The 20,976-nt window shown below is 60.7% G+C and carries 18 protein-coding genes and 2 pseudogenes; 17 read left to right on the top strand and 3 right to left on the bottom strand.

The features are described from left to right. The first annotated feature begins 30 nt into the window (after positions 1–30). The 14 genes and pseudogenes from M1D43_RS27945 (at position 31) to M1D43_RS27880 (ending at position 13,947) form a co-directional block, all read left to right on the top strand. Complete coding sequence (locus M1D43_RS27945; RefSeq protein ID WP_498814529.1) at positions 31–1,446, top strand: amidase; 1,416 nt, start codon at positions 31–33, stop codon at positions 1,444–1,446. A 29-nt stretch (positions 1,447–1,475) separates the two neighbouring features. Then, positions 1,476–2,960, top strand: coding sequence for an ABC transporter substrate-binding protein (locus M1D43_RS27940; protein ID WP_003536988.1), 1,485 nt, complete (start codon positions 1,476–1,478; stop codon positions 2,958–2,960). Positions 2,961–3,038: 78 nt separating this feature from the next. Beyond that, positions 3,039–3,959, top strand: a complete 921-nt coding sequence (locus M1D43_RS27935; protein WP_003536990.1) for an ABC transporter permease — start codon at positions 3,039–3,041, stop codon at positions 3,957–3,959. Further along, the gene (locus M1D43_RS27930) at positions 3,959–4,918 is read left to right on the top strand and encodes an ABC transporter permease (RefSeq protein ID WP_127713316.1); all 960 of its coding nucleotides are present in this window, start codon (positions 3,959–3,961) and stop codon (positions 4,916–4,918) included. Before M1D43_RS27935 ends, M1D43_RS27930 begins: the two co-directional genes overlap by 1 nt. Further along, entirely contained in the window at positions 4,915–5,901 is a 987-nt protein-coding gene (locus M1D43_RS27925; protein ID WP_498814528.1) for an ABC transporter ATP-binding protein, read from the top strand. The genes M1D43_RS27930 and M1D43_RS27925 overlap by 4 nt, the downstream gene beginning before the upstream one ends. Continuing rightward, on the top strand, positions 5,898–6,881 hold the full coding sequence (locus tag M1D43_RS27920; protein WP_010967725.1) for an ABC transporter ATP-binding protein: 984 nt from the start codon (positions 5,898–5,900) through the stop codon (positions 6,879–6,881). Before M1D43_RS27925 ends, M1D43_RS27920 begins: the two co-directional genes overlap by 4 nt. After that, on the top strand, positions 6,878–7,606 hold the full coding sequence (locus M1D43_RS27915; RefSeq protein ID WP_013845492.1) for a sulfite exporter TauE/SafE family protein: 729 nt from the start codon (positions 6,878–6,880) through the stop codon (positions 7,604–7,606). The genes M1D43_RS27920 and M1D43_RS27915 overlap by 4 nt, the downstream gene beginning before the upstream one ends. Before the next feature lie 7 nt (positions 7,607–7,613). Further along, a complete protein-coding gene (locus M1D43_RS27910; RefSeq protein WP_003526782.1) occupies positions 7,614–8,372 on the top strand; it encodes an SDR family NAD(P)-dependent oxidoreductase in 759 nt (252 codons plus the stop codon). A gap of 193 nt (positions 8,373–8,565) precedes the next feature. Next, positions 8,566–8,839: pseudogene (locus tag M1D43_RS27905) on the top strand (ABC transporter ATP-binding protein); the annotation flags it as partial. 263 nt (positions 8,840–9,102) lie between these two features. Further along, positions 9,103–9,316, top strand: a pseudogene (locus M1D43_RS27900) (type II toxin-antitoxin system RelE/ParE family toxin); the annotation flags it as partial. Positions 9,317–9,586: 270 nt separating this feature from the next. Beyond that, positions 9,587–10,807 carry an extracellular solute-binding protein gene (locus M1D43_RS27895; protein WP_498814526.1) on the top strand — a complete coding sequence of 407 codons (1,221 nt, stop codon included), beginning with the start codon at positions 9,587–9,589 and terminating at the stop codon, positions 10,805–10,807. A 63-nt stretch (positions 10,808–10,870) separates the two neighbouring features. Beyond that, positions 10,871–11,959 carry a carbohydrate ABC transporter permease gene (locus M1D43_RS27890; RefSeq protein WP_127510292.1) on the top strand — a complete coding sequence of 363 codons (1,089 nt, stop codon included), beginning with the start codon at positions 10,871–10,873 and terminating at the stop codon, positions 11,957–11,959. Further along, positions 11,956–13,356 carry a carbohydrate ABC transporter permease gene (locus M1D43_RS27885; protein ID WP_498814525.1) on the top strand — a complete coding sequence of 467 codons (1,401 nt, stop codon included), beginning with the start codon at positions 11,956–11,958 and terminating at the stop codon, positions 13,354–13,356. Before M1D43_RS27890 ends, M1D43_RS27885 begins: the two co-directional genes overlap by 4 nt. Positions 13,357–13,764: 408 nt before the next feature. Then, a complete protein-coding gene (locus M1D43_RS27880) occupies positions 13,765–13,947 on the top strand; it encodes a DUF3606 domain-containing protein (RefSeq protein WP_003526775.1) in 183 nt (60 codons plus the stop codon). 597 nt (positions 13,948–14,544) lie between these two features. Here M1D43_RS27880 and M1D43_RS27875 read toward each other — a convergent pair. Next, the gene (locus M1D43_RS27875; RefSeq protein ID WP_498814523.1) at positions 14,545–15,549 is read right to left on the bottom strand and encodes an MBL fold metallo-hydrolase; all 1,005 of its coding nucleotides are present in this window, start codon (positions 15,547–15,549) and stop codon (positions 14,545–14,547) included. A gap of 195 nt (positions 15,550–15,744) precedes the next feature. Between M1D43_RS27875 and M1D43_RS27870 the strand changes: the two genes are divergently transcribed. Both M1D43_RS27870 and M1D43_RS27865 read left to right on the top strand, forming a co-directional pair. Continuing rightward, positions 15,745–16,548, top strand: coding sequence for a helix-turn-helix domain-containing protein (locus tag M1D43_RS27870; protein ID WP_095926500.1), 804 nt, complete (start codon positions 15,745–15,747; stop codon positions 16,546–16,548). Positions 16,549–16,735: 187 nt separating this feature from the next. Continuing rightward, positions 16,736–17,679, top strand: a protein-coding gene (locus M1D43_RS27865) for an IS630-like element ISRm10-1 family transposase (RefSeq protein ID WP_498814793.1) whose coding sequence is annotated in 2 segments (ribosomal slippage) — positions 16,736–17,072 and positions 17,072–17,679 — 945 coding nt in all. Because the reading frame shifts where the segments join, the coding sequence is not laid out codon by codon here. Between the two features lie 334 nt (positions 17,680–18,013). On the opposite strand, the gene M1D43_RS27860 is transcribed toward M1D43_RS27865, so the two are convergent. Beyond that, positions 18,014–18,388 (bottom strand): VOC family protein, encoded by a 375-nt coding sequence (locus M1D43_RS27860; protein ID WP_013845485.1) that lies wholly within the window; start codon positions 18,386–18,388, stop codon positions 18,014–18,016. 341 nt (positions 18,389–18,729) lie between these two features. Here M1D43_RS27860 and M1D43_RS27855 point away from each other — a divergent pair, with 341 nt between their 5' ends. Continuing rightward, positions 18,730–19,551 carry a DUF1206 domain-containing protein gene (locus M1D43_RS27855; protein WP_498814806.1) on the top strand — a complete coding sequence of 274 codons (822 nt, stop codon included), beginning with the start codon at positions 18,730–18,732 and terminating at the stop codon, positions 19,549–19,551. Between the two features lie 351 nt (positions 19,552–19,902). Here the strand turns inward: M1D43_RS27855 and M1D43_RS27850 are convergent, their stop codons facing one another. Continuing rightward, positions 19,903–20,754 (bottom strand): sugar phosphate isomerase/epimerase family protein, encoded by an 852-nt coding sequence (locus M1D43_RS27850; protein ID WP_010967715.1) that lies wholly within the window; start codon positions 20,752–20,754, stop codon positions 19,903–19,905. Positions 20,755–20,976 lie beyond the last annotated feature (222 nt).

Here is a 20,976-nt window from a genome sequence, read left to right as displayed (position 1 = left end):
CCGAAAGGCTAGCCCAGACGAGATGCAGCCATGACCGCGCTTGAAAACCTGTCGATCAGGAAACTTGCGGCGATGATCCGGGCACGTGAGATCTCCGCCGTTGATGTGACAACCCATTTCCTTGGCCGGATCGTGGCCTACGACGATGCACTTTGCGGGTTCAACGTGCCGGCACCGGAAGCAGCTCTGGGCGCCGCACACGATCTCGATACGTATCTGAATGCAGGAGGCGAGGCGGGGGCGCTTGCCGGCATACCGCTCTCCATCAAAGATACAGCCGATGTTGCCGGGCTTCCCTCTGCGGGGGCCTCGGCGTCACGGTCAGGGCGCACGGCCACTGCCGATGCGACTGTCGTTGCCCGTATGAAGGCGGCGGGTGGGATCGTGATAGGCAAGGCGAACTGCCACGAGCTTGCCTTCGGCGGCCCGTCTTTCGATCTGCCTTTCCCGCCTGCCCGCAATCCCTGGAATCTTGACCGCTTTCCCGGTGGCTCGTCGAGCGGATCCGGCGTCACCGTCGCTGCCGGCCTCTGTCTCGGATCGCTGGCGACCGACACGGCCGGTTCGATCCGGCTTCCGGCCACGATGTGTGGCGTCTTCGGCCTGAAGCCCGGTCACGATACGCTGCCGCTCGACGGTATCGCTGTCCTCGCGGCCACGATGGACCATGTGGGCCCGGTCGCCCGGACCGCCGATGATACCCGCATCCTGTTCGACGTCATGGCAGGCCGCAGCCCCGGTTCACCCTTCGTCGGGTCGCTAAAAGGCCTTCGGATCGGCGTCCCGGAGAATGAATGGGATGTTGGACGGCTGATACATCCCGATGTGCGGGCGGCTATCGACGGCGCCATCGAAGTCGCCCGGTCTGAAGGCGCAGACATCGTGCCGCTCCGGCTTCCTTCGCTGGAGGATTTCCACGCCCCGGGCACCGTTCTCATGATGTGCGAGGTTGCTGCGGAGCATGCCGCTTCCGTCCGTGCGGCCTGGGACAAGTTCGGCGCGATATTCCGGGCTCGCGCACTTGTCGGTGAGGGGATAGCGGTTCATGACTTCCGACTGGCCGAACGTCTGCGCCCTGTTTTGAGGAAGAGGCTCTTGGACGCTATGTCGAACGTCGATTGCCTGCTGGTCCCCGGCGCACTCGCGCCGCCCGGGCCGCTTGCGTCGGTCGACCCCTTCTATTTCATGAAGGACCCCATTCCGAATATCGTCGCCAATTATACTGGCTTTCCCGCTCTCGCCTTTCCGGCGGGTTTTGGCGGCGACGGGATGCCGGTCGGAGTGCAGATCATGGGGGTGCCGCGCTCCGAGCATCGGCTGCTCGACATTGCCGAGAGCTTCGAAAGGGCTGATCCATCGCGGTTTGCGGCCAGGACGCCTCCGGGACTGGAGGGCCGGCCCGAGCCTTGCCTGTTCAAACTAGAACTTCCGGCTCGAGCCATGTGATATCTGAAGCAAAAAACAGGGGAACTTGGATGAAGAAGATACAGAGACTGACTGCCGGCGTCGTGATGTTGCTCGCGTCGACACTTGCCGCATCGGCAGCATGGGCACAATCCATCACCATCGCCATCGGGTCGGAGCCTTCGACGCTCGATCCGCAGCTTAGGGATGACGGCGGCGAGCGACAGGTCAACGACAACATCTATGAGACGCTGATGGCAAGGACGCCGACCGGCGAACTCGTGCCGGGTCTGGCCGCGCAGCCTCCGAAGCAGGTCGACGCCACGACCTGGCAGTTCAAATTGCGGGACGGCGTCAAGTTCCACAATGGCGAACCTTTCAATGCCGATGCCGTGGTTGCATCCGTCTCGCGGGTCATCGATCCTGCCAACAATTCCGAACAGATGGCGTATTTCGGTACGATCAAGACGGCCGAAAAGGTCGATGACCTGACAGTCAACCTCGTCACCACAGGCCCGGATCCGATCCTGCCGTCGCGCATGTACTGGATGAAGATGATCGCGCCCGGCTATGCCAAGGACGGCGATCTTGCCGGTGCGCCGGTCGGAACCGGCCCGTACAAGTTCGACAGCTGGAACCGCGGGACGGACCTGAAGCTCGTTGCAAACGCGGACTACTGGGGCGGGGAACCGCAGATCGACGACGTCACCTACCGCTTCGTGACGGAGCCGGGCACGCGCCTTTCCGGCCTGCTTTCCGGCGAATTCGACGTGATCACAAACCTCCTGCCGGAGTTCACGACGAATGTGCCGAAGTTCGCTGCCGTTCCCGGCCTCGAGACGTCCGTCTTCGTTCTGGGCACGGACAACGAAGTTACGAAGGACCCGAAGGTGCGTGAGGCGCTCAATCTCGCCATCGACCGCAAGGCCATGGCCGAGGGCCTGTTCATGGGCTATGCGACCCTCGCCAAGGGGTCGCACATCAATCCGGCCGCCTTCGGCTTCAACGAAAAACTGGAGCACTATCCCCATGACATCGAGAAGGCGCGGGCGCTGATCAAGGAGGCAGGGGCCGAGGGCAAGCCCCTCGTGGTCGTCGGCGAATCCGGCCGCTGGCTGAAGGACCGTGAGCAGATCGAGGCGGTCGCGGGTTACTGGGCCGAGACCGGGCTGAACGTCACGACCGACATCCAGGAATTCTCGCAGTACCTCGACAGCCTGATGGGCGACGGGCCGCGTCCCGACGCGATCTTCATCGCCAATTCCAACGAACTGCTCGATGCCGACCGGGAAATGTCCTTCATCTACCACAAGGACGGTGCAGCGGCATCGAACTCGGATGCCGAAATGGCCACCATGATCGAGGCGGCACGCGTCGAAACGGATACTGCAAAACGCAAGGCGCTTTATGACGATATCCAGAAGAAGGGGCACGACCTGAACTACACCGTCCCGCTGTTCAATCTCCAGGACATCTACGGAATGTCGGAACGCATGGAATGGCAGCCACGTGTCGACGCGAAGTTGATGGTGAGCGAAATGAAGGTAACCGAATAGCGTCGTCCGCAGGTGGATTAACTCTTGCCGCGGACCTGTTCTGCGGCAAGGGTCGCCCCGACCACAGGAATGCCTCATATGCTGGAATTCATCCTCCGCCGCCTGTTCCAGGGCGTGCTCGTCGTCTTCGGGGTGACAGCGACGGTCTTCGTCGTGACCCGACTGGTGGGCGATCCGGTTGCGCTGATGCTTCCGCTCAGCGCAACGGAGGCGCAAAGGGCTGCCTTTGCCCAGCAGATCGGCCTGGACCAGCCGATCGCCACGCAGTTCCTGCGTTTCGTCGGGGACATCGCCACACTGGACTTCGGAAACAGCCTCTGGCAGCGTCGCCCTGCGATCGAAGTCGTGTTCGAGCGCTTGCCGAACACGCTGCTGTTGATCGCGGCAGGGCTTGGAGCCGCAGTCATGCTTTCGATACCGCTGGGCGCCGTTTCGGCTCTGCGTCCGGGCGGACTGGTCGATCGGCTGACCATGTCGGTCGGCCTTCTCGGGCTCGCGATGCCGCAATTCTGGCTCGGTCTCGTCGCCATCATGATCTTTGCGGTCACGCTGAGATGGCTGCCGACCTCCGGCATGGGCACGGCCGCTCACCTTGTTCTTCCAGCCCTTACGCTCGCCCTGACGCCGCTTGCGCGCTTCACGATGATGGTGCGCGCGTCAATGATCGACGAACTCAACAAGCCCTATGTCAAGACGGCAAGGGCAAAGGGCCTCGGGCTAACGCGTATTCTGCGCGTCCATACCTTACGCAACATCCTGGTTCCCTTTCTCTCTATCTCCGGATGGGAACTGATTGCCACTCTCTCCGGCTATACGGTTGTGGTCGAAACGGTGTTCGCGTGGCCGGGGCTGGGCCTGACGGCCGTGCAGGCGATCCAGCGGGGCGACCTGTTTCTGATGCAGGCCATCGTCTTCGTCATCGCTTTCCTGATCGTCTTGATCGGCATCGCGCTCGACATCCTGTCGAAGGCGGTGGATCCGAGGATGGAATTGAACTGATGGCCGCTTCCGCTTCCGCCGCTTCACCCACTCCTGTCGGCACGCGCGTGCCGCGCGGAAGGATATCGGAGCTCTGGCACGACAAGACCGCCGCCATCGGCCTCGCCTTCATCCTGCTCATCGTGTTCCTGGCCCTGTTCGCTCCGCTCATCGCACCTTACGATCCGGCCGCGCAGTCGATCATGGCACGGCTGAAGCCGCCGGTCTGGATGGAGCGCGGTACCTGGGAACACTTGCTCGGAACCGATAATCTCGGCCGCGACGTCCTGTCCCGCATCATCTGGGGTGCGAGGGCGACGCTGACGATCGGCGCCGTCACCTGCCTTCTGGCGGCGACACTGGGGACCGTCATCGGTCTTTGGGCAGGCTTCATGGGAGGGCGCACGGACTCGATCCTGATGCGTCTGGTCGACATTCAGGTGAGCTTCCCGGGCATACTTCTCATCCTCCTCGTCGTCGCGGTTCTGGGGCCAGGCGTCTGGACGCTTGTTGCGGTCCTGTCGGTGACGAACTGGATGGTCTATGCCCGGCTCGTGCGCGGCATCGTCTCGTCGACCCGTCAGACCCCTTACGTCGAAGCAGCCGAAGTGATCGGCTGTCGTCCTGCAAGGGTCATCTTCAGGCATATCCTGCCGAACATCGTCTCGCCGCTGATGACGCTCGCGATCCTGGAGTTCACCAATATCGTGCTGGCGGAAGCAGCGGTGTCGTTTCTCGGCTTCGGCGTTCAGCCTCCGGCGACGTCATGGGGGCTCGACGTCGCCTCGGGACGGGACTACCTGTTCATCGCGTGGTGGCTCGTGACCTTTCCGGGCCTTGCGATCGTCGTGACAGTGCTGTCCATCAATCTCTTCGCCAACTGGTTACGGGTAACGACCGACCCCGAGGAACGGGAGAAACGCTTTGCGCGCGCCGAGGCGGCCAGGCGGCGGCGCGGGCGACGGAGGGCGGAAGCATGACCATGCCTCTGCTCGAGATCGACAACCTGCATGTCTGTTTCGATACGCGCGCCGGGACCGTCCAGGCCCTGCGCGGGGTGTCCCTGACCGTCGCACCGGGCGAAACGCTCGGCATCGTCGGCGAATCCGGATCCGGCAAAAGCGTGACGGCACAGGCGGTCATGGGCCTGATCGACGTCCCGGGGCGCATCTCGGACGGTGAGATTCTCTGGGAGGGAAAGCCGCTCGCCGGGTTCGATGTCGCCAATGCTGCGCGCGATATCTGGGGCAGGGAGATCACGATGATCTTTCAGAACCCGATGACATCGCTCAATCCGCTGATGACGGTGGGGGCGCAAATCGCCGAGGTGATCGAGGTTCACTTGGGATCCAGCAGGCGAGCGGCGCGACGTCGGGCGGCGGAATTGCTTTCGGCAGTCGGCATCTCCGGGGCGGAGCGGAGGCTCGATCAGTATCCGCACGAGTTTTCCGGCGGCATGCGACAGCGCGTCATGATTGCCATGGGAATCGCCTGCGAGCCCAAGCTCCTGATCGCCGACGAACCGACAACGGCCCTGGACGTAACGATCCAGGCCCAGATTCTGGAGCTTCTGGCGAAGTTGCAGGAGAAGATGGGGTTGGCGATCGTTCTGATCACCCATGACCTCGGCATCGTCGCAGGCCTCTGTCACCGCGTCGCCGTCATGTATGCGGGGCAGATCGTCGAAACCGGTCCGGTGGATGCCATTTTCGAGAATCCATCGCATCCCTATACGCAGGGCCTGATCCGCTCGACACCAGGCCTCGATGCCGACGAGGAGCGGCTGACGGCGATAGACGGAGCTCCGCCGGGGCTGTTGCAGCCGCCTTCCGGCTGCGCTTTCCTGCCTCGCTGTCCGATTGGCGACGACGGTTGCCAGGGGCCTCAAGTTCTCCGTGCGGTCGGTGCGGGCACAGTGGCCTGCCGCAAGGCCGGCGAACAGGCATGGAGGGAGGCAGTATGACGGTCGCCCCCGTGCTTTCGGTTTCCGGCCTCGCCATCGATTACGAACTCTCGTCCGGCGGACTTTTCCGCAAACGCCGGAGCGTCAATGCCGTCAGCGATGTGAGCTTCGACCTGGCACCGGGCGAAACGCTTGGTCTTGTAGGCGAATCCGGCTCCGGCAAGACGACCGTCGGCCGTGCGGTGCTCCGCCGCATTCCCGCTGCGCAAGGCAGGATTGTCTTCGGCGGCGAGGACATTACCCATCTCGGTGGCGAGCCGCTGCGACGCCTGCGTGCGCGCATGCAGATCGTCCTGCAGGATCCCTATACGTCGCTCAATCCGCGCATGAAGGTCTCGAGCATCGTAGCGGAACCGCTTATCGTCCACGGCCTCGCCGCTTCCGCAGAGGAGGCGCGTGCCGCCGTTGCCGAATTGCTGGAGCGCGTGGGACTGCCCGGCGATGCCGCCGACCGCTATCCGCACAGCTTTTCCGGCGGACAGCGCCAGCGGATCGGCATCGCCAGGGCCTTGGCGCTGAAGCCGGCGCTCATTGTGGCTGACGAGCCTGTCTCCGCCCTCGACGTCTCGGTGCGGGCTCAGGTCGTCAATCTTATGCAGGACCTGCAGCGCGATCTCGGAATATCCTACCTCTTCATCGCGCATGATCTCGCGATCGTGCGGCACATCTCTCACCGGGTGGCGATCATGTATGCGGGGAGGATCGTCGAGATCGCGCCGCGCGACGCCATCTACCAGCGGCCTATCCATCCCTATACAGAGGCATTGCTGTCTGCGGTTCCGGTCGCCAATCCGAAGCTCCAGCGCGCCCGGAGGCGCATCGTGCCTCCGGGCGAGTCCGTCGATATCGCCAGTCCGCCGACCGGCTGCCGCTTCCATCCGCGCTGCCCGCTTGCGACCGACCGGTGCCGCGAAGAGGCTCCGCAGCTCCTGCGCAAGACCGGCGATCACTTTGCCGCCTGCTGGAATCGTCACGCATGATGGAATTGTTGATCAGCCCTCAGGGGATAGCCGCGGCCGTTGCGCTCATTCTTGCCGGCGCGGTTCAGGGTTCCACCGGTTTCGGGTTCAACATGCTCGCAGCGCCGATGCTCGCCATCATCGATCCCGCCTTCGTACCGGGCCCGATGCTGGCAATGGCGATAGCCGTGAGCGCCGGCGGTACGGTTCGGGAATGGAGCGACGTCAACCGGCAGGACCTTGCCTTCTCCCTGACCGGACGCCTGCTGGCGGCAGGGGCGGCCGCGTTCTGCCTGCAATTGCTAAGCCCAGATGCCTTCGCGGCCGTATTCGGCTTCGGCGTGCTCTTCGCCGTGGCGCTCAGCCTTGCGGGGCTGAGGATCGACACGACGCGCAGTTCGCTCTTTCTCGCCGGTGTCCTTTCGGGGTTCATGGGCACCTTGACCTCGATCGGGGCTCCGCCCATGGCCATGGTTTATCAGAATACCGGCGGCGCACGCATGCGTGCGACCCTGAACGCCTTCTTCGTCGTCGGTGGCATCATCTCGATCGGAGCGCTTTTCGTCGCCGGCAGTTTCGGCCTCTCCGATCTCCTTCTTGCCGCCACCATGCTCCCCTTCGCCTTCCTCGGCTTCCTGCTGTCGGGCTGGGGACGACGACTCGTCGACCGAGGGCATGTGAAAGTCATCGTCCTCATCGTGTCGGCGGCTTCAGCTCTTGTTCTGCTTTTGCGCGCATTTTCATGAGGATGCCATGACAGACGCACCAAGAATTCTCATTACCGGTGCTGGCAGCGGAATCGGCGCCGCAATCGCGCGGCGCATCGCGACGCCCGGCATGCGGCTTTTCTTGCACACGGGCGCGAATGCGGAAGGACTAAGGACAGTCGCGAAGGAGGTGAGCGCAAGAGGCGCCGAGGTTGCCACGGAACTCGGAGATCTGTCCGATCCGACCGTTCCCGGACATCTCGTCCAGGCGGCGCGTGCAGCCTTCGGCGGGCTCGACCAGATCGTTTCGAATGCCGGCCGCGCGCAGCGATCTTCGTTCGGTCAACTGACGGACGCAGACCTGCAGACCGCGTTCGACATGATGCCGATGGCCTTTTTCCGGCTGGTCGACGCCGCTCTGCCGGACCTGAGAACATCCATGCAGGGGCGAGTGGTCGCCGTCAGTTCCTTCGTCGCCCACGGCTTTGGAACGAATGGGATGCATTTTCCCGCATCCGGTGCCGCCAAGGCTGCGTTGGAGGCTCTAGCCAAATCGCTTGCTGCCCAGCTCGCGCCGGTGGGTGTGACGGTAAACTGCGTCGCACCCGGCTTCACGCGCAAGGACACCGGAGGCCATGCCGCGACTTCATCAGCAGCAATGGAAAGCGCACGTGCGGTGACACCGAATGGCAGGCTCGGCGAGCCGATCGACGTGGCAGAATTGGTCGCCTTCCTTCTGTCACCCGGAGCACGCCATATCACAGGGCAGGTCATGCATGTGGACGGCGGACTGCTGCTGGCATAGCCGGCGTTGACGGTCTCAACATCAGATGAATACCGGGCTTCTCGCAGTCGCGGTCGCTCATCGCAATCGATCCGACCCGCAATCTCCCACGCCGTCAAAACGTCGGAGAGTGACATTCTTACTTTGCAGAATCAGGACACTTTAGATTCGCGTTTTGACAACCGGCCGACCCTCCGATCGGACGACCGACGGCCTTCAGGCACAGATCCTGGAACTCCTGCGGGACCTACAGCGCGAGACCGGCATGGCTCTGATCATGATCACCCATGATCTCGAGGTCGCCGCGGCCGTGGCGGATGATCGGATCATCGTAATGAACGGCGGCAAGGTGGTGGAGAGCGGCAAGGCCGAGGACGTCTTTACCAATCCGAGCCACGCCTATACCCGCCGGCTGATGTCGGCCGTGCCCCATGCCGACGCGCCGAAAGCGCCTCGGAATGCCGCACAAGGCGAGGTCCTGTTAGCATGCGTGCAATGGCTGGATTTGCCCCAACCGGACTCGCCGACGATTTCCCCACGACGAAGCGTGAAACTGACATCGTCCACGGCCCTGAACTCCCGCTTGGGCGAGAACGGGCCGGACCCCAGCTTGTAATGCTTGCTCAAATGGGCGACCTGCAACGACTTGCTCGAAGCTCAATACGCTCTGTTGCCGCAATCACGGCCGATGCTTGCGCAAACGGGCCCAAACATCCGATCGATGTAGCACAGTACTCAAGTGAGTGTCCTTAAGGCGGCGGTCCACGTCAACGAGGAGATCGTCAGCGCTGCACGTCGTCTGCTTTTCCGAAAGCGGCCGGCCTGACCGGATTGCCGGAACTCGAGAGCTTGTCATCCCGAGGACGCCTTATCTTGCAGCCTATATGGTGCTGGCAGATATGATTCGGATTCTGCGTGTCCTACATGGCACCCAGATGTCGCCCAGCGAGTTCGAAGACGAGTAGAAGCGGCTCCACTTCCTACTTCGTGGATCCCTGCTGCAATTCCCTGAGCGCGCCGATGACGCCGACCGGCTTGTCGCAGATTTCGGGGTGGGCTTGCCCTGATCTCAACGTTGCCAACGCTCAGCGAGTATACTCGAATAGCTCGGCGATTTTGGCAAGTAATGGGCCGCCGCTCGACGTTTCCGCAGACAGAGCTATCTACCTCCTGAAAAGCGGGACGCTTTTGTCCGTACCCGCGCGACGTGGCTTTTGATCGGAGGGAGGACCGACATGCTGTTCCGTCCTGGAGCTCTCGTTGCAGCGACCATGCTCTTTGGGTTGCCGGCCTCTGCTGAGGAGATTGTGCGGATATCCGGCTGGGGTGGGTCCGAGGTCGCCATTGTCAACGGGCTATTAACGAACGTTCTTGCCGAAAAGCTCGCGGAAGAGGGGATCAGGGTAAAGTACGAGCCTGTTGATGGCGACTATTCGCAATTCATCATCAACGGCCTGTCGGCGGGCACCGCTCCAGACCTTTTTTACGTCGACACCTTTTGGGCGCGGTCGGTATTCAGCGCCGGTCAAGCCGCACCGGTAACAAACGACGTTTCTGGTTTTGCAGCCAATCTGCTGACCGCCTTCACCTACGATGGGAAGCTTTACTCAATCCCCAAAGACTTCAATACGCTAGCCATACATTTCAACAAGGACATCTTCGATGACGCGGGCGTCGGCTATCCGAGCGACGACGACACGTGGACGACGCTGCAAGAGAAATTGGTGGCCGTGAACAAGTCGCTTCCGGAGGTCGATGGTCTCTGTGTTGTGCCGGAATATGCCCGGTTCGGCGCCTTTGCGTTGTCGACAGGCTGGTCGCCCTTTGATGATCGGGGAAAAACCGTACTGGATAAGCGCTTTCGTCGGGCATTCGATTTCTATACCGGCCTCGTGAAGTCCGGGGCCGCCGTTATGGCCGCCGACGCGGGGCACAGCTGGACTGGCGGTTGCTTGGCGTCGGAGCGGGCTGCCGTAGCGATAGAGGGTGCTTGGATCCTCAGCGCGTTGCGCGATAGTGCTCCAAACATGAATCTCGGCACTGTCCGGATGCCGAAAGACCCAGAAAGCAGCAAACGAGGCAATATCGTCTTCTCCGTCGGCTGGACCGTCAACGCGGCCTCGAAGGTCAGTAAGGCTGCTGCAAAAGTCGCCGAGCTCCTAACTACCGAGGAGGCCCAGCAATGGGTTTTGGAGCAGGGGCTGGCCCTCCCGAGCCGGACTAGTCTGAATGACAACCCGTGGCTGCGCGGCGGCCAGCCTGAACAGATCGCAAGCCGAGTGGTCCTTGAAGGCCTCTCGGACGATCACGTTATGCCGTATTTCTTTGGAGACGTCGGAGGGAGTTGGATGCAGCCGATCAATGCTGCGCTCAATTCTGTCATCCTCGGGGAGGAGGATGCGAACACAGCTTTGCCATCGGCACAAAGCGCCTTTGACCGGATGCTCGCCAAGTAAGTTTCTCTCGGGCTAGCAACGGTTAGAGAACGCACGAAGCAGGCGCCCGCGGGAGGAGCATGCATGTCACGAGCAAGGTCAGAAGAGAGGAGCGGCTGGCTCTTCGTACTGCCTTTTACGATCTCGATGATGCTGTTTTTTGCCTACGCGATTGTTCGGACAGCTTACTACAGCTTTACCGATTTCGACTTGTTCAAGGCTCCAAGCTTTGTCGGGATGTCCAATTACACTGCATTGGTCTCCGACGAACTTTTCCTCCTCGCCTTGCGCAACACTATCGGCTTCTCGCTCATCGTCACAACGACCCAGACTGTGCTCGCACTTGGTCTGGCAGTTCTCGTGAACCATGCCGTCCGGGCGAGGGGACTCATTCGGACGGTGTTTTACCTGCCATCGATCATGTCCAGTGCGGCCATGACGCTTATCTTCCTGTGGCTCTTCCAGAGAAATGGCTTCATGACCGCGATCGTCAGCGTCGTGCTTGCTTATCGCCAGCACATCCTTTTGTTCCTCGTGGGCATGGCTGCTCTGCAGGGCGCGCTCGTTCTCAACGCACGACGCAGCTACGAAGGCATTTCGATCTTCGATCCGTTCTTCCTGCTCGTCGCCGCCGTCGGCGCGCTGGCGCTTGCTGCTTCCTGTGCCCTCGCGGGATTGCTGTCTGTTTTCGACAATAATCTCCTTATTTCCTGGCTAAATACGCAGCGCCATTTCCTTTTCATGCCGGTCACGCTGTGGTCCGTGGCGTTAATGAACGTTTTTACGACGGTCCCGACGCTGATGCTGTTGTTCCTGGCAGGCCTGCAGTCGATCCCGAGCAGCTTATACGACGCGGCCGAGGTCGACGGAGCCAACGCTTTCCAGCGATTTCGCCACATAACCGTGCCGGCGCTCAGGCCGGTGACCTTTGCCGTCGTGACGATGGGCGTCATTGGTACCCTACAAATGTTCGACCAGGTCGCAATTCTAGGAGATGCGGCTCCCCTCGCAAGCCGGGTAACGCTTGCCTACTACGTTTATGAGAACGCCTTTCCGGCAGGCGCCTCTTCGAGAATCGGTATGGCAAGTGCTGCGGCCCTGGTCCTTGGCATTCTTACAATCGCAGCCGTCTACGTGCAAAAATCGGTCGGCGTGAACGAAAAGGGCGAATGATGGCGAGCATGCCGGCTGCGGAAGTCTCGCCCTCGCGCCGCCGTTTGCCGGCTGGCGCGCTTCGTCGGCGGCAGCTTGCAGCGAGCGCCTGGGTATATCTGGCCTTTCTCGCCGTTGCGACCATCATGGCGGGGACATTCGTTCTCGCCTTTATAGCGAGCTTGAAGGTCGACCCACTCGAGAGACCGTTCCGCATCTATTTCGATCAGCTCAATCCGGCCGCATGGGTCGCCGCCGCTCGCTTGGGACGGGAAGGTGCGGGTGACGCTTTGTGGGGAGGGCTTGCTCCTGGCGCCAACGTTCAATTCAGTGTGACGTACGCGGCACCCGCCGATGCTAGGATTGTTGAACCCAGAGCCGAGATTCCCCGCCGCCGCCCGGGTTCGGGCATCGCCGCTGCGCTCATGCGGCATTATGCGGCGGATTATGCGTCAATTGCATTGAGAAGCTCCAGTTCGGCAACAAAGCAGGCTCGTGACAAGAGGGGAATTCGGCAGGGTTGGCAGGCGCGGACATTCGTCTATGAGATCACCTACCGCTCCGACCGCCATAATGGCCCCTGGATCGAACGTACGCCCGTCAATCTTACCGCTCCGACCTCTCAAACGCTTATCGACAGTCCGATTTCGCCATCGCGATCCGAGCGTCGCGGACGTTTGCTGAGCTGGGATAACATCACACCAGGCGCTCTCGGGTTGATCTTCAACAACTACCGGAGGGTGATAAGCGAGACGGCTGACCTGCAGACTGGGAAGAGCCTGATTGGAAGCTGGCTTGGCAATAGTCTTGCGATCGCCACTGGGCGCCTGGTCCTGACGCTCGTCGTCGCTAGCCTTGCGGGGTATGCGCTCGCGCGGCTCAAGTTCAGAGGCAGCCGCTTACTGTTCGCTGCAGCACTCTTCTCCATGACGATTCCGGCGCAAGTGACCTTCGTGTCAAACTATCTGATTTTCAGGGATCTGTCGCTTCTGAACACACCCTGGAGCGTAATCGTCGTTTTTGTCGCCTCAGCCAACGTCCTCTTGATGAAACAGTTTTTCGAGGGGTTTCCAAGAGAGATAGAGGAAGCTGCAATCGTCGACGGCGCAAACCGTTTTCAAGTGTTCTGGAAGATCGTTCTGCCAAACGCCAAACCGGCCTTGTTGGTCAACGCGATTCTCGCGTTTCAAGGCGCCTGGAACGACTTCTTTTGGCCCCTCGTCCTCATCACCAGCCCACCTGAAGCGCTGACGATCCAAGTCGGGCTTCTCAGCCTACGTCGTTCGTTCGGGGGGGTGCAGGGTGATTGGGGACTCGTTTTGGCAGGTGCGTTCATTTCGATCGTGCCAGTCGTTATCCTTTTCGTGCTCTTCCAGCGCCACATTGTCTCCACTGAGTTCGCCAAGGGCACCACATAGCAATGCCACCCAAAGCCGTCCTTTGTGAGTGCCGGAGTGCGGATTGCTGATCAAATGCTTGTCCATAGCGCAGTGCTTCCAACGGCGACTTGTGCGATGCGCGGATTGCCGAGTAAAGGCCAAAACGAGGCCGACCAGTGCCGAGAACGGAGAGCAAGCAGAACCGCACAGCCGAAAGCTCGACCCACATTCCGAGCTGCTGTTCGGCAAAGACTGCCCCGCCGAAGCCGATCGCGGCACCTACATTCCACTCCTCCTGTTTGCACGCTTTCAAATGTCACAGCGCCAGCTCCCTTTCCCGCCTGCGCTCGAGTGTGCCCCATGTGTTGGGTTGAAGCGTGATGGTCGTGCGGGGAACTTGCGATTCCCGCCTGCGTTGTTCGTCAGTCAACGGAAGGAGGGCCTTGGATGGCAGACGACAAGACTAAGACGGCAGCTGACCGCCGACTGGTATCGGGCACCCAGAAGTACGAGGTCGACTACTTTGCGAGGAAGCACGGCATCGCCGCTGCGGATGCACGCCGCATCATCAAACAGCACGGCAGCGACCGCGACGCTGCCGACAAAGCGGCCAGCCGCTTGAAGGGCTAGAGGCGATTCTGTCTCCTACGGAAGGCCTAAGCTGAAAGCCCGCGTCTACCTGTCTCAGCGGGACGGCCCGCCTCCGCTCGCAGCCTTTGCGGCACGCGGATGAGGGTTTGGGGAGGGTATCCCTGGCGCACACCGAACGAAATCGACCCGGCTCTAAGGCCGGTGAGATAGCGACAGGTTTAGCTCGACACGACACTTCGCGCGAAGGTGCCGGTCTCGACCGAGCGCGGTCGAAAGTGCCGTCGCCGCAGAAATGCGCGCAAGCGGTAGAATGAGTGACCGACTTTGACGGAAAGCGCCCCTCAGCCTGCAGCTGCCCCGTCAGCCAAGTGGCCTTGCTCGGTGTGAAGGCATTCAAGCTGGTCGCCGCGCGCGTGACTGCCAGTTCTACTAGGAAAAATTATGAGAACGCTGCTCGATTCCAGAGGAATCGGTAACTGACGGCGCGATGCAAGAGCCGCCGAGGCAACGTCGGCGCCCTTGGACGACCAATACGCCGCCAATCGTAACCCTCACTGCAAGGAATGGGGTGTTGGCTCCCCGGCCCGTAGGAATTGATGCGAGACAATCAGGTCACGCTCTACGGTTGCAACGGGCCTATAAACTGAACTGATAGGAAATCGGCAGCCAACGATAGCCTCTATCCTTCCGCTCAACAAACCCGAGCGAGGGGAATGACGTATGGTATCCGGCGACGGGAAGCCGATCGGTTGCAACCATGTCATAGATGTGCTGCCGGGTCTCCGCGCCTTTGGCCTTATCCATGTCGAAAAAGGCGTGCCACTCGGGATACGCAAGCGATGCTACCTCGTGATGGGCGCAATCGCCCCAGACGAGCAGTTGTTTGCCCTCGCTTTCGATGTGAAACGCGAGGTGGCCAGGTGTATGCCCATGGGCCTCGACCGCACGAATGCCGGGAACCACATCACCACCCGGTTTGATGAAGCTTGTACGTTCGGCCAAGGGAACGACATTGCTGGCGAAGAGCTTTGCCGACACATACTCGTTGTCACTGGGAGGGGCTGCGAGACGGTCCTCGGACGACCAGAAATTGAACTCCACATCACCGATTGCATATCGAGCGTTGGGGAATAGTGGTCTTCCACCCTCGATGAGGCCGCCTATATGATCAGCATGGCCATGGGTCAGGACCACGACGTCGATCTGCTCCGGTGCAAAGCCGGCCGGGCCCAACAGGTTTGCGAGCCAGCCGCCATTGGGCCTCGGGACGAAGCCGTTTTCGCCGTTACCGGTATCGAAGAGCACGAGCTCTTTGCCCGTGTTCACGATTGTGGGGGTAAAGCCCGGCCGAAATTTCCTTTCCGGAAGCAGGCTTTGCCGCATCAACTCTTCGACCTCGGTCCGCGGGCGATCTTGCCCGACGATGGGCCACGGTCCATCGAGCACGGGGCCGGCATCAAGGATATTGGTCACTTCAAATCTTCCGAGCTTGAAACGATAGTGCGTTGGCATTGACGGACCGAGCGGCATTCCGGCACCTTGTGCCGCCGACCCGAACAGGCCGGCTATCGCCGGAGCTGCTACCAACGAAGCGGCCGAGGCCAGGACTTGTCGTCGAGATAAGTGGGGTAGAAGCATCATGCGGTATCCTCCACGTGGGTACTGGTCTCTGCTAGAGCAGCTCCACTCCGCTCGAAGCAGTGAGCCGCGTTAGCCGCAGCCGATCTGACGGCATAACGCTCCAGCACAGGTCATTCCATTTCTGCGAGGTTCACCTACACTGCAGTCCCGCGATCGAGATGAGGCTAGGTGGTCGCAAGTATTGGGAGGTTAGCCATGTCGGCACCGGATGGCTTGTATGAACGTGCTGCTCCGGACGGCATGCTCCGGCCCTTTTGGCACGTGGATGAAGTGCATACGTTCTTTGTAGGACCTCTCGAGTATAACAGGCTCCACCAGCATGGCGCTCCCGTTTTTCTGGCAGGAATCTACAGCGAATTCCGGCTGCGAATCCATGGGGGCCATTGGCATTCGTGCCGTACGGCGGTCATTCCCGCTGGTGTATTTCACGAGCTTGATCTCTGCGGCTATCCGCTGGCCGTATTTTACGTCGAACCAAAGCATGGCGGCATCGAAGTACTTGTACCGCTGTCCGGCAACATTTGGGAAGTGGACGGCGTTGTTATGGGGCGCAGTGGCGAGGTTGCCGTCATGCGCGAGCTGTGGGAGGATAGTGCCGCCGCCAGATCGGCCGGTTTGGCTCTGGAGGACTTGCTCGGCTTTTCCGCACGACGGGCCGCTAAAAACAGAGACACGCGAATAGCGGCGGCTATTGATTACCTGCGAACACACCCGGGCGAACTCACCTCAGTATCGCCTCTCGCAAAGAGCCTAGGCCTTTCCTCGTCGCAGTTTCAACGCGTATTCACCCGAGAGGTGGGTGTGCCTTTCCGTCGCTACCGCGCTTGGAACCGGATGCGTGTGGCCATAAGTGAGATCGTGAACGGCAGCAACTTTACGACGGCCGCCCACACCGCGGGCTTCTCGGATCAAGCGCATTTCACCAATGATTTCCGCCGGACTTTCGGCGCGCCGCCTTCAGTCAGTCTTCTGGCTTTGAGGAAGCCTCCTTCCCAGTGAATGCAAGTGGGTACGGGATAAGCCCGTCCCCAAGAGCGGGCTCCGGCCCCGGCCTTGGACGCCTGATGTTAACGTCTCGCTGTCGTTATTGGGCCATCACTAGAGCACGTGCTGCGATCGATGAATCGATTGTGAAGTGACGACGCAGGCCGAAGCTGATTCAACATCCACAGCGAAGAGGTGGATGATGGGCCAGGCACTGAGCGACGATCTTCGAATACGGGTTTTGAAAGCGTCTGCAGCGGGCATGTCAGCTCGACAGGCTGCAGCCCGGTTCGGAGTTGGGATCTCGACAGCGATCCGCTGGATCGCGAGAGCGAAAGAGGACGAGCTGACCCCTCGGCCGCAGGGCTGGAGGCGGCCATCGGCGGTAGACGCACACGAGGAATTTGTTGTCGCCCTGATCGAAGAGCGGAAGGACGTGACGCTCGATGAAATGGTCCAGCGCTTGTCCGTCGAACGGCAGGTGAAGATCAGCCGTAGCGCACTTGGCGCCTGGCTTCGAGGCCGAGGATGGACCTTTAAAAAAAGACCGCACACGCACTGGAGCAAGACCGGCCGGATGTCCTGAAGCGCCGGCGCGTCTGGTTTGATGGTCAGCTCGATCTCGATCCGGAGAAGCTGATCTTCATCGATGAAACCGGCCTTTCCGCGAAGATGGCACGTCTGCGCGGGCGTGCACTGCGAGGCGAACGTTGCCGGGCCGGCGTACCGCACGGGCACTGGAAGACAACGACCTTCACCGGCGCCTTGCGCCTAACCGGAATGACCGCACCGTTTGTCTACGACGGCGCGATGAACGGCAACGTCTTCCTGGCCTATGTCGAACAGGTACTTCTGCCGACCCTTCAGGCCGGGGACGTCGTAGTCATGGACAACTTGCCAGCACACAAGACATCCGGTGTGCGGGATGCCATCGAGCGCGCCGGGGCCAAGCTTATGTTCCTCCCGCCCTATAGCCCAGACTTCAATCCCATCGAGAATGCATTCTCGAAACTGAAAGCCATGCTGCGAGGCCGCGCGGAGCGAAAGATCGATGCCCTGTGGGACGCAGTCGGCGCCTTGATACCCCGCTTCACTCCTGACGAGTGTGCCAACTACTTCAGGGCTGCCGGGTATGACCCGGATTGAACAGGATCTGCTCTAGACGGCGCATGTCGAGCGGCGGCCACGAACATTGGTGGGAGGCCGTGTCCCGCAAGCGCGCCAAACCTTGCCCTAGATGCGTCGCTGAGGTGCATTGATGCCTGTCAAAGCAAGGGTTGCACAATGAACGGGCCTGCGGTTCGGATCTTTCAGGAGCTTTTACTCGGGGCCTGATTCAAGACTTTGACCGAGGATCCAACCAAGACCGGGCGTTCATCCAGCGTAGCGGGGGGCCGCCGGAAACCGATGCTCAATGTCCGACATGAGGGGCGGCCGCAGGTAAGCGAAGCCCCCTTGTGGATGTCCCTCGATGGCGGGATCAGGCCTCGGGTTCGTGGCAAACCACTTCGATGTTGTGCCCGTCCGGACCAATGACGAATGCTGCATAGTAGTTCGCGTGGTAGTGGGGGCGCAGGCCAGGAGCACCATTGTCTTTGCCACCCGCCTCGAGAGCCGCGCGGTAGAAGGCTTCGACTTGCTGGCGATTGTCGGCCGTGAACGCCAAGTGAAGATGCGCTGGCTTCTCCTCGGTTTGGTACAGGCACAATGAAGCCTTGCCCTTTGGGCTAAGCTCGACACCGTACGCCGGCAGACCCTCAGAGACTACGGCTACGCCGAGCGGTTCGAGTGCCTTGAGGAAGAACGCTCTGCTCGCTGCGTAGTCGCTGACGCCGAACTTGACATGGTCAAACATGAGTTTCTCCTGAAGTGTGTGGGCTTGCCTGACGAAGATACGCTCGGAGCATACCTTTGCTGCGCACCTTGTGATGTCGGCTTGGCTGCAACGGTCTTCGCGGGCGCTTGCGTCTGTGTCTTGATGGCATGTCTCAGCGATTAATGGCAAGGAACAACGTGGGGAGTGAAGAACCGCAACACCCGAATTCCCATGACAAGCGGCTGTTCGGGCAATGTCCGGGCATTCGATCTTGCAATGGGTGTTTGCCTGTGGCCGACCGAGGGTTTGGATCGGACCGCGACAACCTTCCGGCAGGTCGTGGGTTAGTAGACGAAGAAAATTGGAGCGCGGAGAGCACGATGATCTCAAGATTTCGTTTCGACGTACTTGCGAAAGCCGGCTACACCGCCCGTGGTGTCGTGTTCATTCTCGTTGCCGGACTCGCTCTTTTCTCCGGAGTGACAGGCGGTCAACCGGAAATGAAATCAGCGCTCTTGACGCTGCTTGGACAGCCCTTCGGCCGGGTCTGGGTCGGATTGATCGGGCTCGGCCTGCTCGGGTTCGTCGCCTGGAGATTGGCCCAGTCCCTTGCAGATAGTGATGGCCACGGATCCGGTCGCAAGGGGCTCACTGTGCGCAGTGCACTGTTCGGCAGCGCTGCAATCTACCTTGGGCTTGCCGGCTACGCTCTTGGACATGCATTATTTTTCGCGGGAGGAGACCAGGAATCGGGTGAGAAAGGGCTGGCGGAATGGATCATGTCGAAGCCATTCGGCTCGTACCTGGCAATCGCGGTCGGGATCGGCTTCATCGTCGGTGGGGTCGTCACCGCCTACAAAGGCCTCACCCGAAAGTTCGAGCGATATCTTCGCATTCCCGACCGGAACCGCGTCCTTACGTTGATCTGCATTTACGGCCTCGTCGCGCGTGGCGCAGTCTTCGTGATTATCGGTATCCTGTTTGCCTATGCGGGATTCCGGGTCGACCCGGAACAGGCTGGCAGCATCAGCGATGCCCTGGAGTGGCTTCGACAACTGCCGTTCGGCTCGATTCTGTACATCGCGGCCGCTGCCGGTATTGCTGCTTTCGGCATCTATAACCTCGTTGAAGCGCGGTATCGCGTCGTCCGCGGCCCTGATCTGACAGCGGTGAAGCAGCCGATCTCGCTGCAGAAAATCTGACCCGATTCAGCCGGCCAGGCCGAATTGACCTTTCGAGAACTGGCACGTCGACTGTAGCCCATCGGTAAACTACGGAATCAGAACCCGCACAGTGATTGCGTAGGTTTCCAACCAGTCAAGCGGACGGATCTAAGCTTTAACTTCCATGCTGAACGCTTTGGACGAGCAGGAGGAATTCCACAAATCCAAAATCGGTAAGGCAAGGCGACGCTTAGTCCTGCCGGCCCCAACGAACCTGGTGACGCTCGCGCTGCCACCGCGCCCAACTTCAACTGTTCGGGAGCGTTGGTGAGCGCGCCACAAAGACTATTTCAACTGGAGTTCTGTGATTTCGTCCAAAAGGCCGGTTCGTCATGCCGCTGCCTTCCATCCGTCCCGGATGTGACGGTATCCATCGCGATAGACGACTTCGGGCGTCTCGGAGAAATCGCGCCAGACCTTCGTTGCTGCCGCGAGGTCTTTCAATGCGCGGCCGAAGGCCTCGATTGTCAGCCAGCCGTCATAGCCGCTCGCACGGATTGCCTTGAAGGTCTCCGGCCATGGAATGTTGCCATGACCCGGTACCCCGCGGTCGTTTTCTGAGATGTGGACATGAACGATTCGGTCCGCATTGCGGGTGAAGGCCCCCACGGGATCGGCTTCCTCGATATTGCTGTGAAAGGTGTCATACATGGCGCGAATGTTCGGATGCCCGATTGCATCAATATGAGCAGTAAGGTCGTCCATTGTGTTGACGAGATAACATTCGAAGCGGTTCAGCGCCTCGAGCGCAACGGTGACACCGCGCTGGGCGGCATGATCGCCGATCGTGCGCTGCGAGGAGATGGACCGCCTCAGTTCCGCGGCGGTGGGCCCGGTACCGGAGAACTGGCCTAGCGTAGAATGCAGTGGACCGCTTAGCGCGTGAGCGCCGAGGGCGGCCGCGCAATCGATAGCCCATTGCATGTAGGCGATGCCGCGCTTGCGGCTCGCAGTGTCAGGCGAAATCAGGTTCATGGATGGGTCGCTCATGGCAGAAACAGCAGTGCGCTCCAGACCTATGCCATCGAGCAATGCGCCGAGGCGGCGGTAGTCGTCCGGAGTGCCCTCGAAGATCGGTATTTCTACACCGTCGAAGCCAGTCGCCCTGATGTCCCGGAGTAGCTTTTCATGTTTCCGGCTGACGCTCGTCGTCCAAAGAAACATGCACATACCGATCTTCATGGTTCCTTCCTCCCGTTTCTCACTGCCGCGGTAACGCCTCCCCACCCGGTCGCCATCTGGTAATACCAAATGCGGCGATCTGGTCAAGTTAGCAACGGCGATGATTTTGGACCGAAGCACCGAGATAGGATGGACACTTGTGAAAAATCCCAGAAACGCGAGGTTGCGTAAGCCGCCTTGCCGGCACATGTAATTTGGGATAGACCTTTTAGGGAAGTAGAA

The sequence above is a fragment of the Ensifer sp. R1-3 genome, assembly GCF_056739175.1.
The sequence above is the reverse complement of the archived record's forward strand: the minus strand, read 5'-3'. Positions and strand labels throughout refer to the sequence as shown.

What these genes read in the sequence shown, in the direction of transcription:
- M1D43_RS27945 (WP_498814529.1), top strand. Translation starts at nt 31, where the DNA reads ATGACCGCGCTTGAAAACCTGTCGATCAGGAAACTTGCGGCGATGATC.
- M1D43_RS27940 (WP_003536988.1), top strand. Translation starts at nt 1,476, where the DNA reads ATGAAGAAGATACAGAGACTGACTGCCGGCGTCGTGATGTTGCTCGCG.
- M1D43_RS27935 (WP_003536990.1), top strand. Translation starts at nt 3,039, where the DNA reads ATGCTGGAATTCATCCTCCGCCGCCTGTTCCAGGGCGTGCTCGTCGTC.
- M1D43_RS27930 (WP_127713316.1), top strand. Translation starts at nt 3,959, where the DNA reads ATGGCCGCTTCCGCTTCCGCCGCTTCACCCACTCCTGTCGGCACGCGC.
- M1D43_RS27925 (WP_498814528.1), top strand. Translation starts at nt 4,915, where the DNA reads ATGACCATGCCTCTGCTCGAGATCGACAACCTGCATGTCTGTTTCGAT.
- M1D43_RS27920 (WP_010967725.1), top strand. Translation starts at nt 5,898, where the DNA reads ATGACGGTCGCCCCCGTGCTTTCGGTTTCCGGCCTCGCCATCGATTAC.
- M1D43_RS27915 (WP_013845492.1), top strand. Translation starts at nt 6,878, where the DNA reads ATGATGGAATTGTTGATCAGCCCTCAGGGGATAGCCGCGGCCGTTGCG.
- M1D43_RS27910 (WP_003526782.1), top strand. Translation starts at nt 7,614, where the DNA reads ATGACAGACGCACCAAGAATTCTCATTACCGGTGCTGGCAGCGGAATC.
- M1D43_RS27895 (WP_498814526.1), top strand. Translation starts at nt 9,587, where the DNA reads ATGCTGTTCCGTCCTGGAGCTCTCGTTGCAGCGACCATGCTCTTTGGG.
- M1D43_RS27890 (WP_127510292.1), top strand. Translation starts at nt 10,871, where the DNA reads ATGTCACGAGCAAGGTCAGAAGAGAGGAGCGGCTGGCTCTTCGTACTG.
- M1D43_RS27885 (WP_498814525.1), top strand. Translation starts at nt 11,956, where the DNA reads ATGATGGCGAGCATGCCGGCTGCGGAAGTCTCGCCCTCGCGCCGCCGT.
- M1D43_RS27880 (WP_003526775.1), top strand. Translation starts at nt 13,765, where the DNA reads ATGGCAGACGACAAGACTAAGACGGCAGCTGACCGCCGACTGGTATCG.
- M1D43_RS27875 (WP_498814523.1), bottom strand. Translation starts at nt 15,549, where the DNA reads ATGATGCTTCTACCCCACTTATCTCGACGACAAGTCCTGGCCTCGGCC.
- M1D43_RS27870 (WP_095926500.1), top strand. Translation starts at nt 15,745, where the DNA reads ATGTCGGCACCGGATGGCTTGTATGAACGTGCTGCTCCGGACGGCATG.
- M1D43_RS27860 (WP_013845485.1), bottom strand. Translation starts at nt 18,388, where the DNA reads ATGTTTGACCATGTCAAGTTCGGCGTCAGCGACTACGCAGCGAGCAGA.
- M1D43_RS27855 (WP_498814806.1), top strand. Translation starts at nt 18,730, where the DNA reads ATGATCTCAAGATTTCGTTTCGACGTACTTGCGAAAGCCGGCTACACC.
- M1D43_RS27850 (WP_010967715.1), bottom strand. Translation starts at nt 20,754, where the DNA reads ATGAAGATCGGTATGTGCATGTTTCTTTGGACGACGAGCGTCAGCCGG.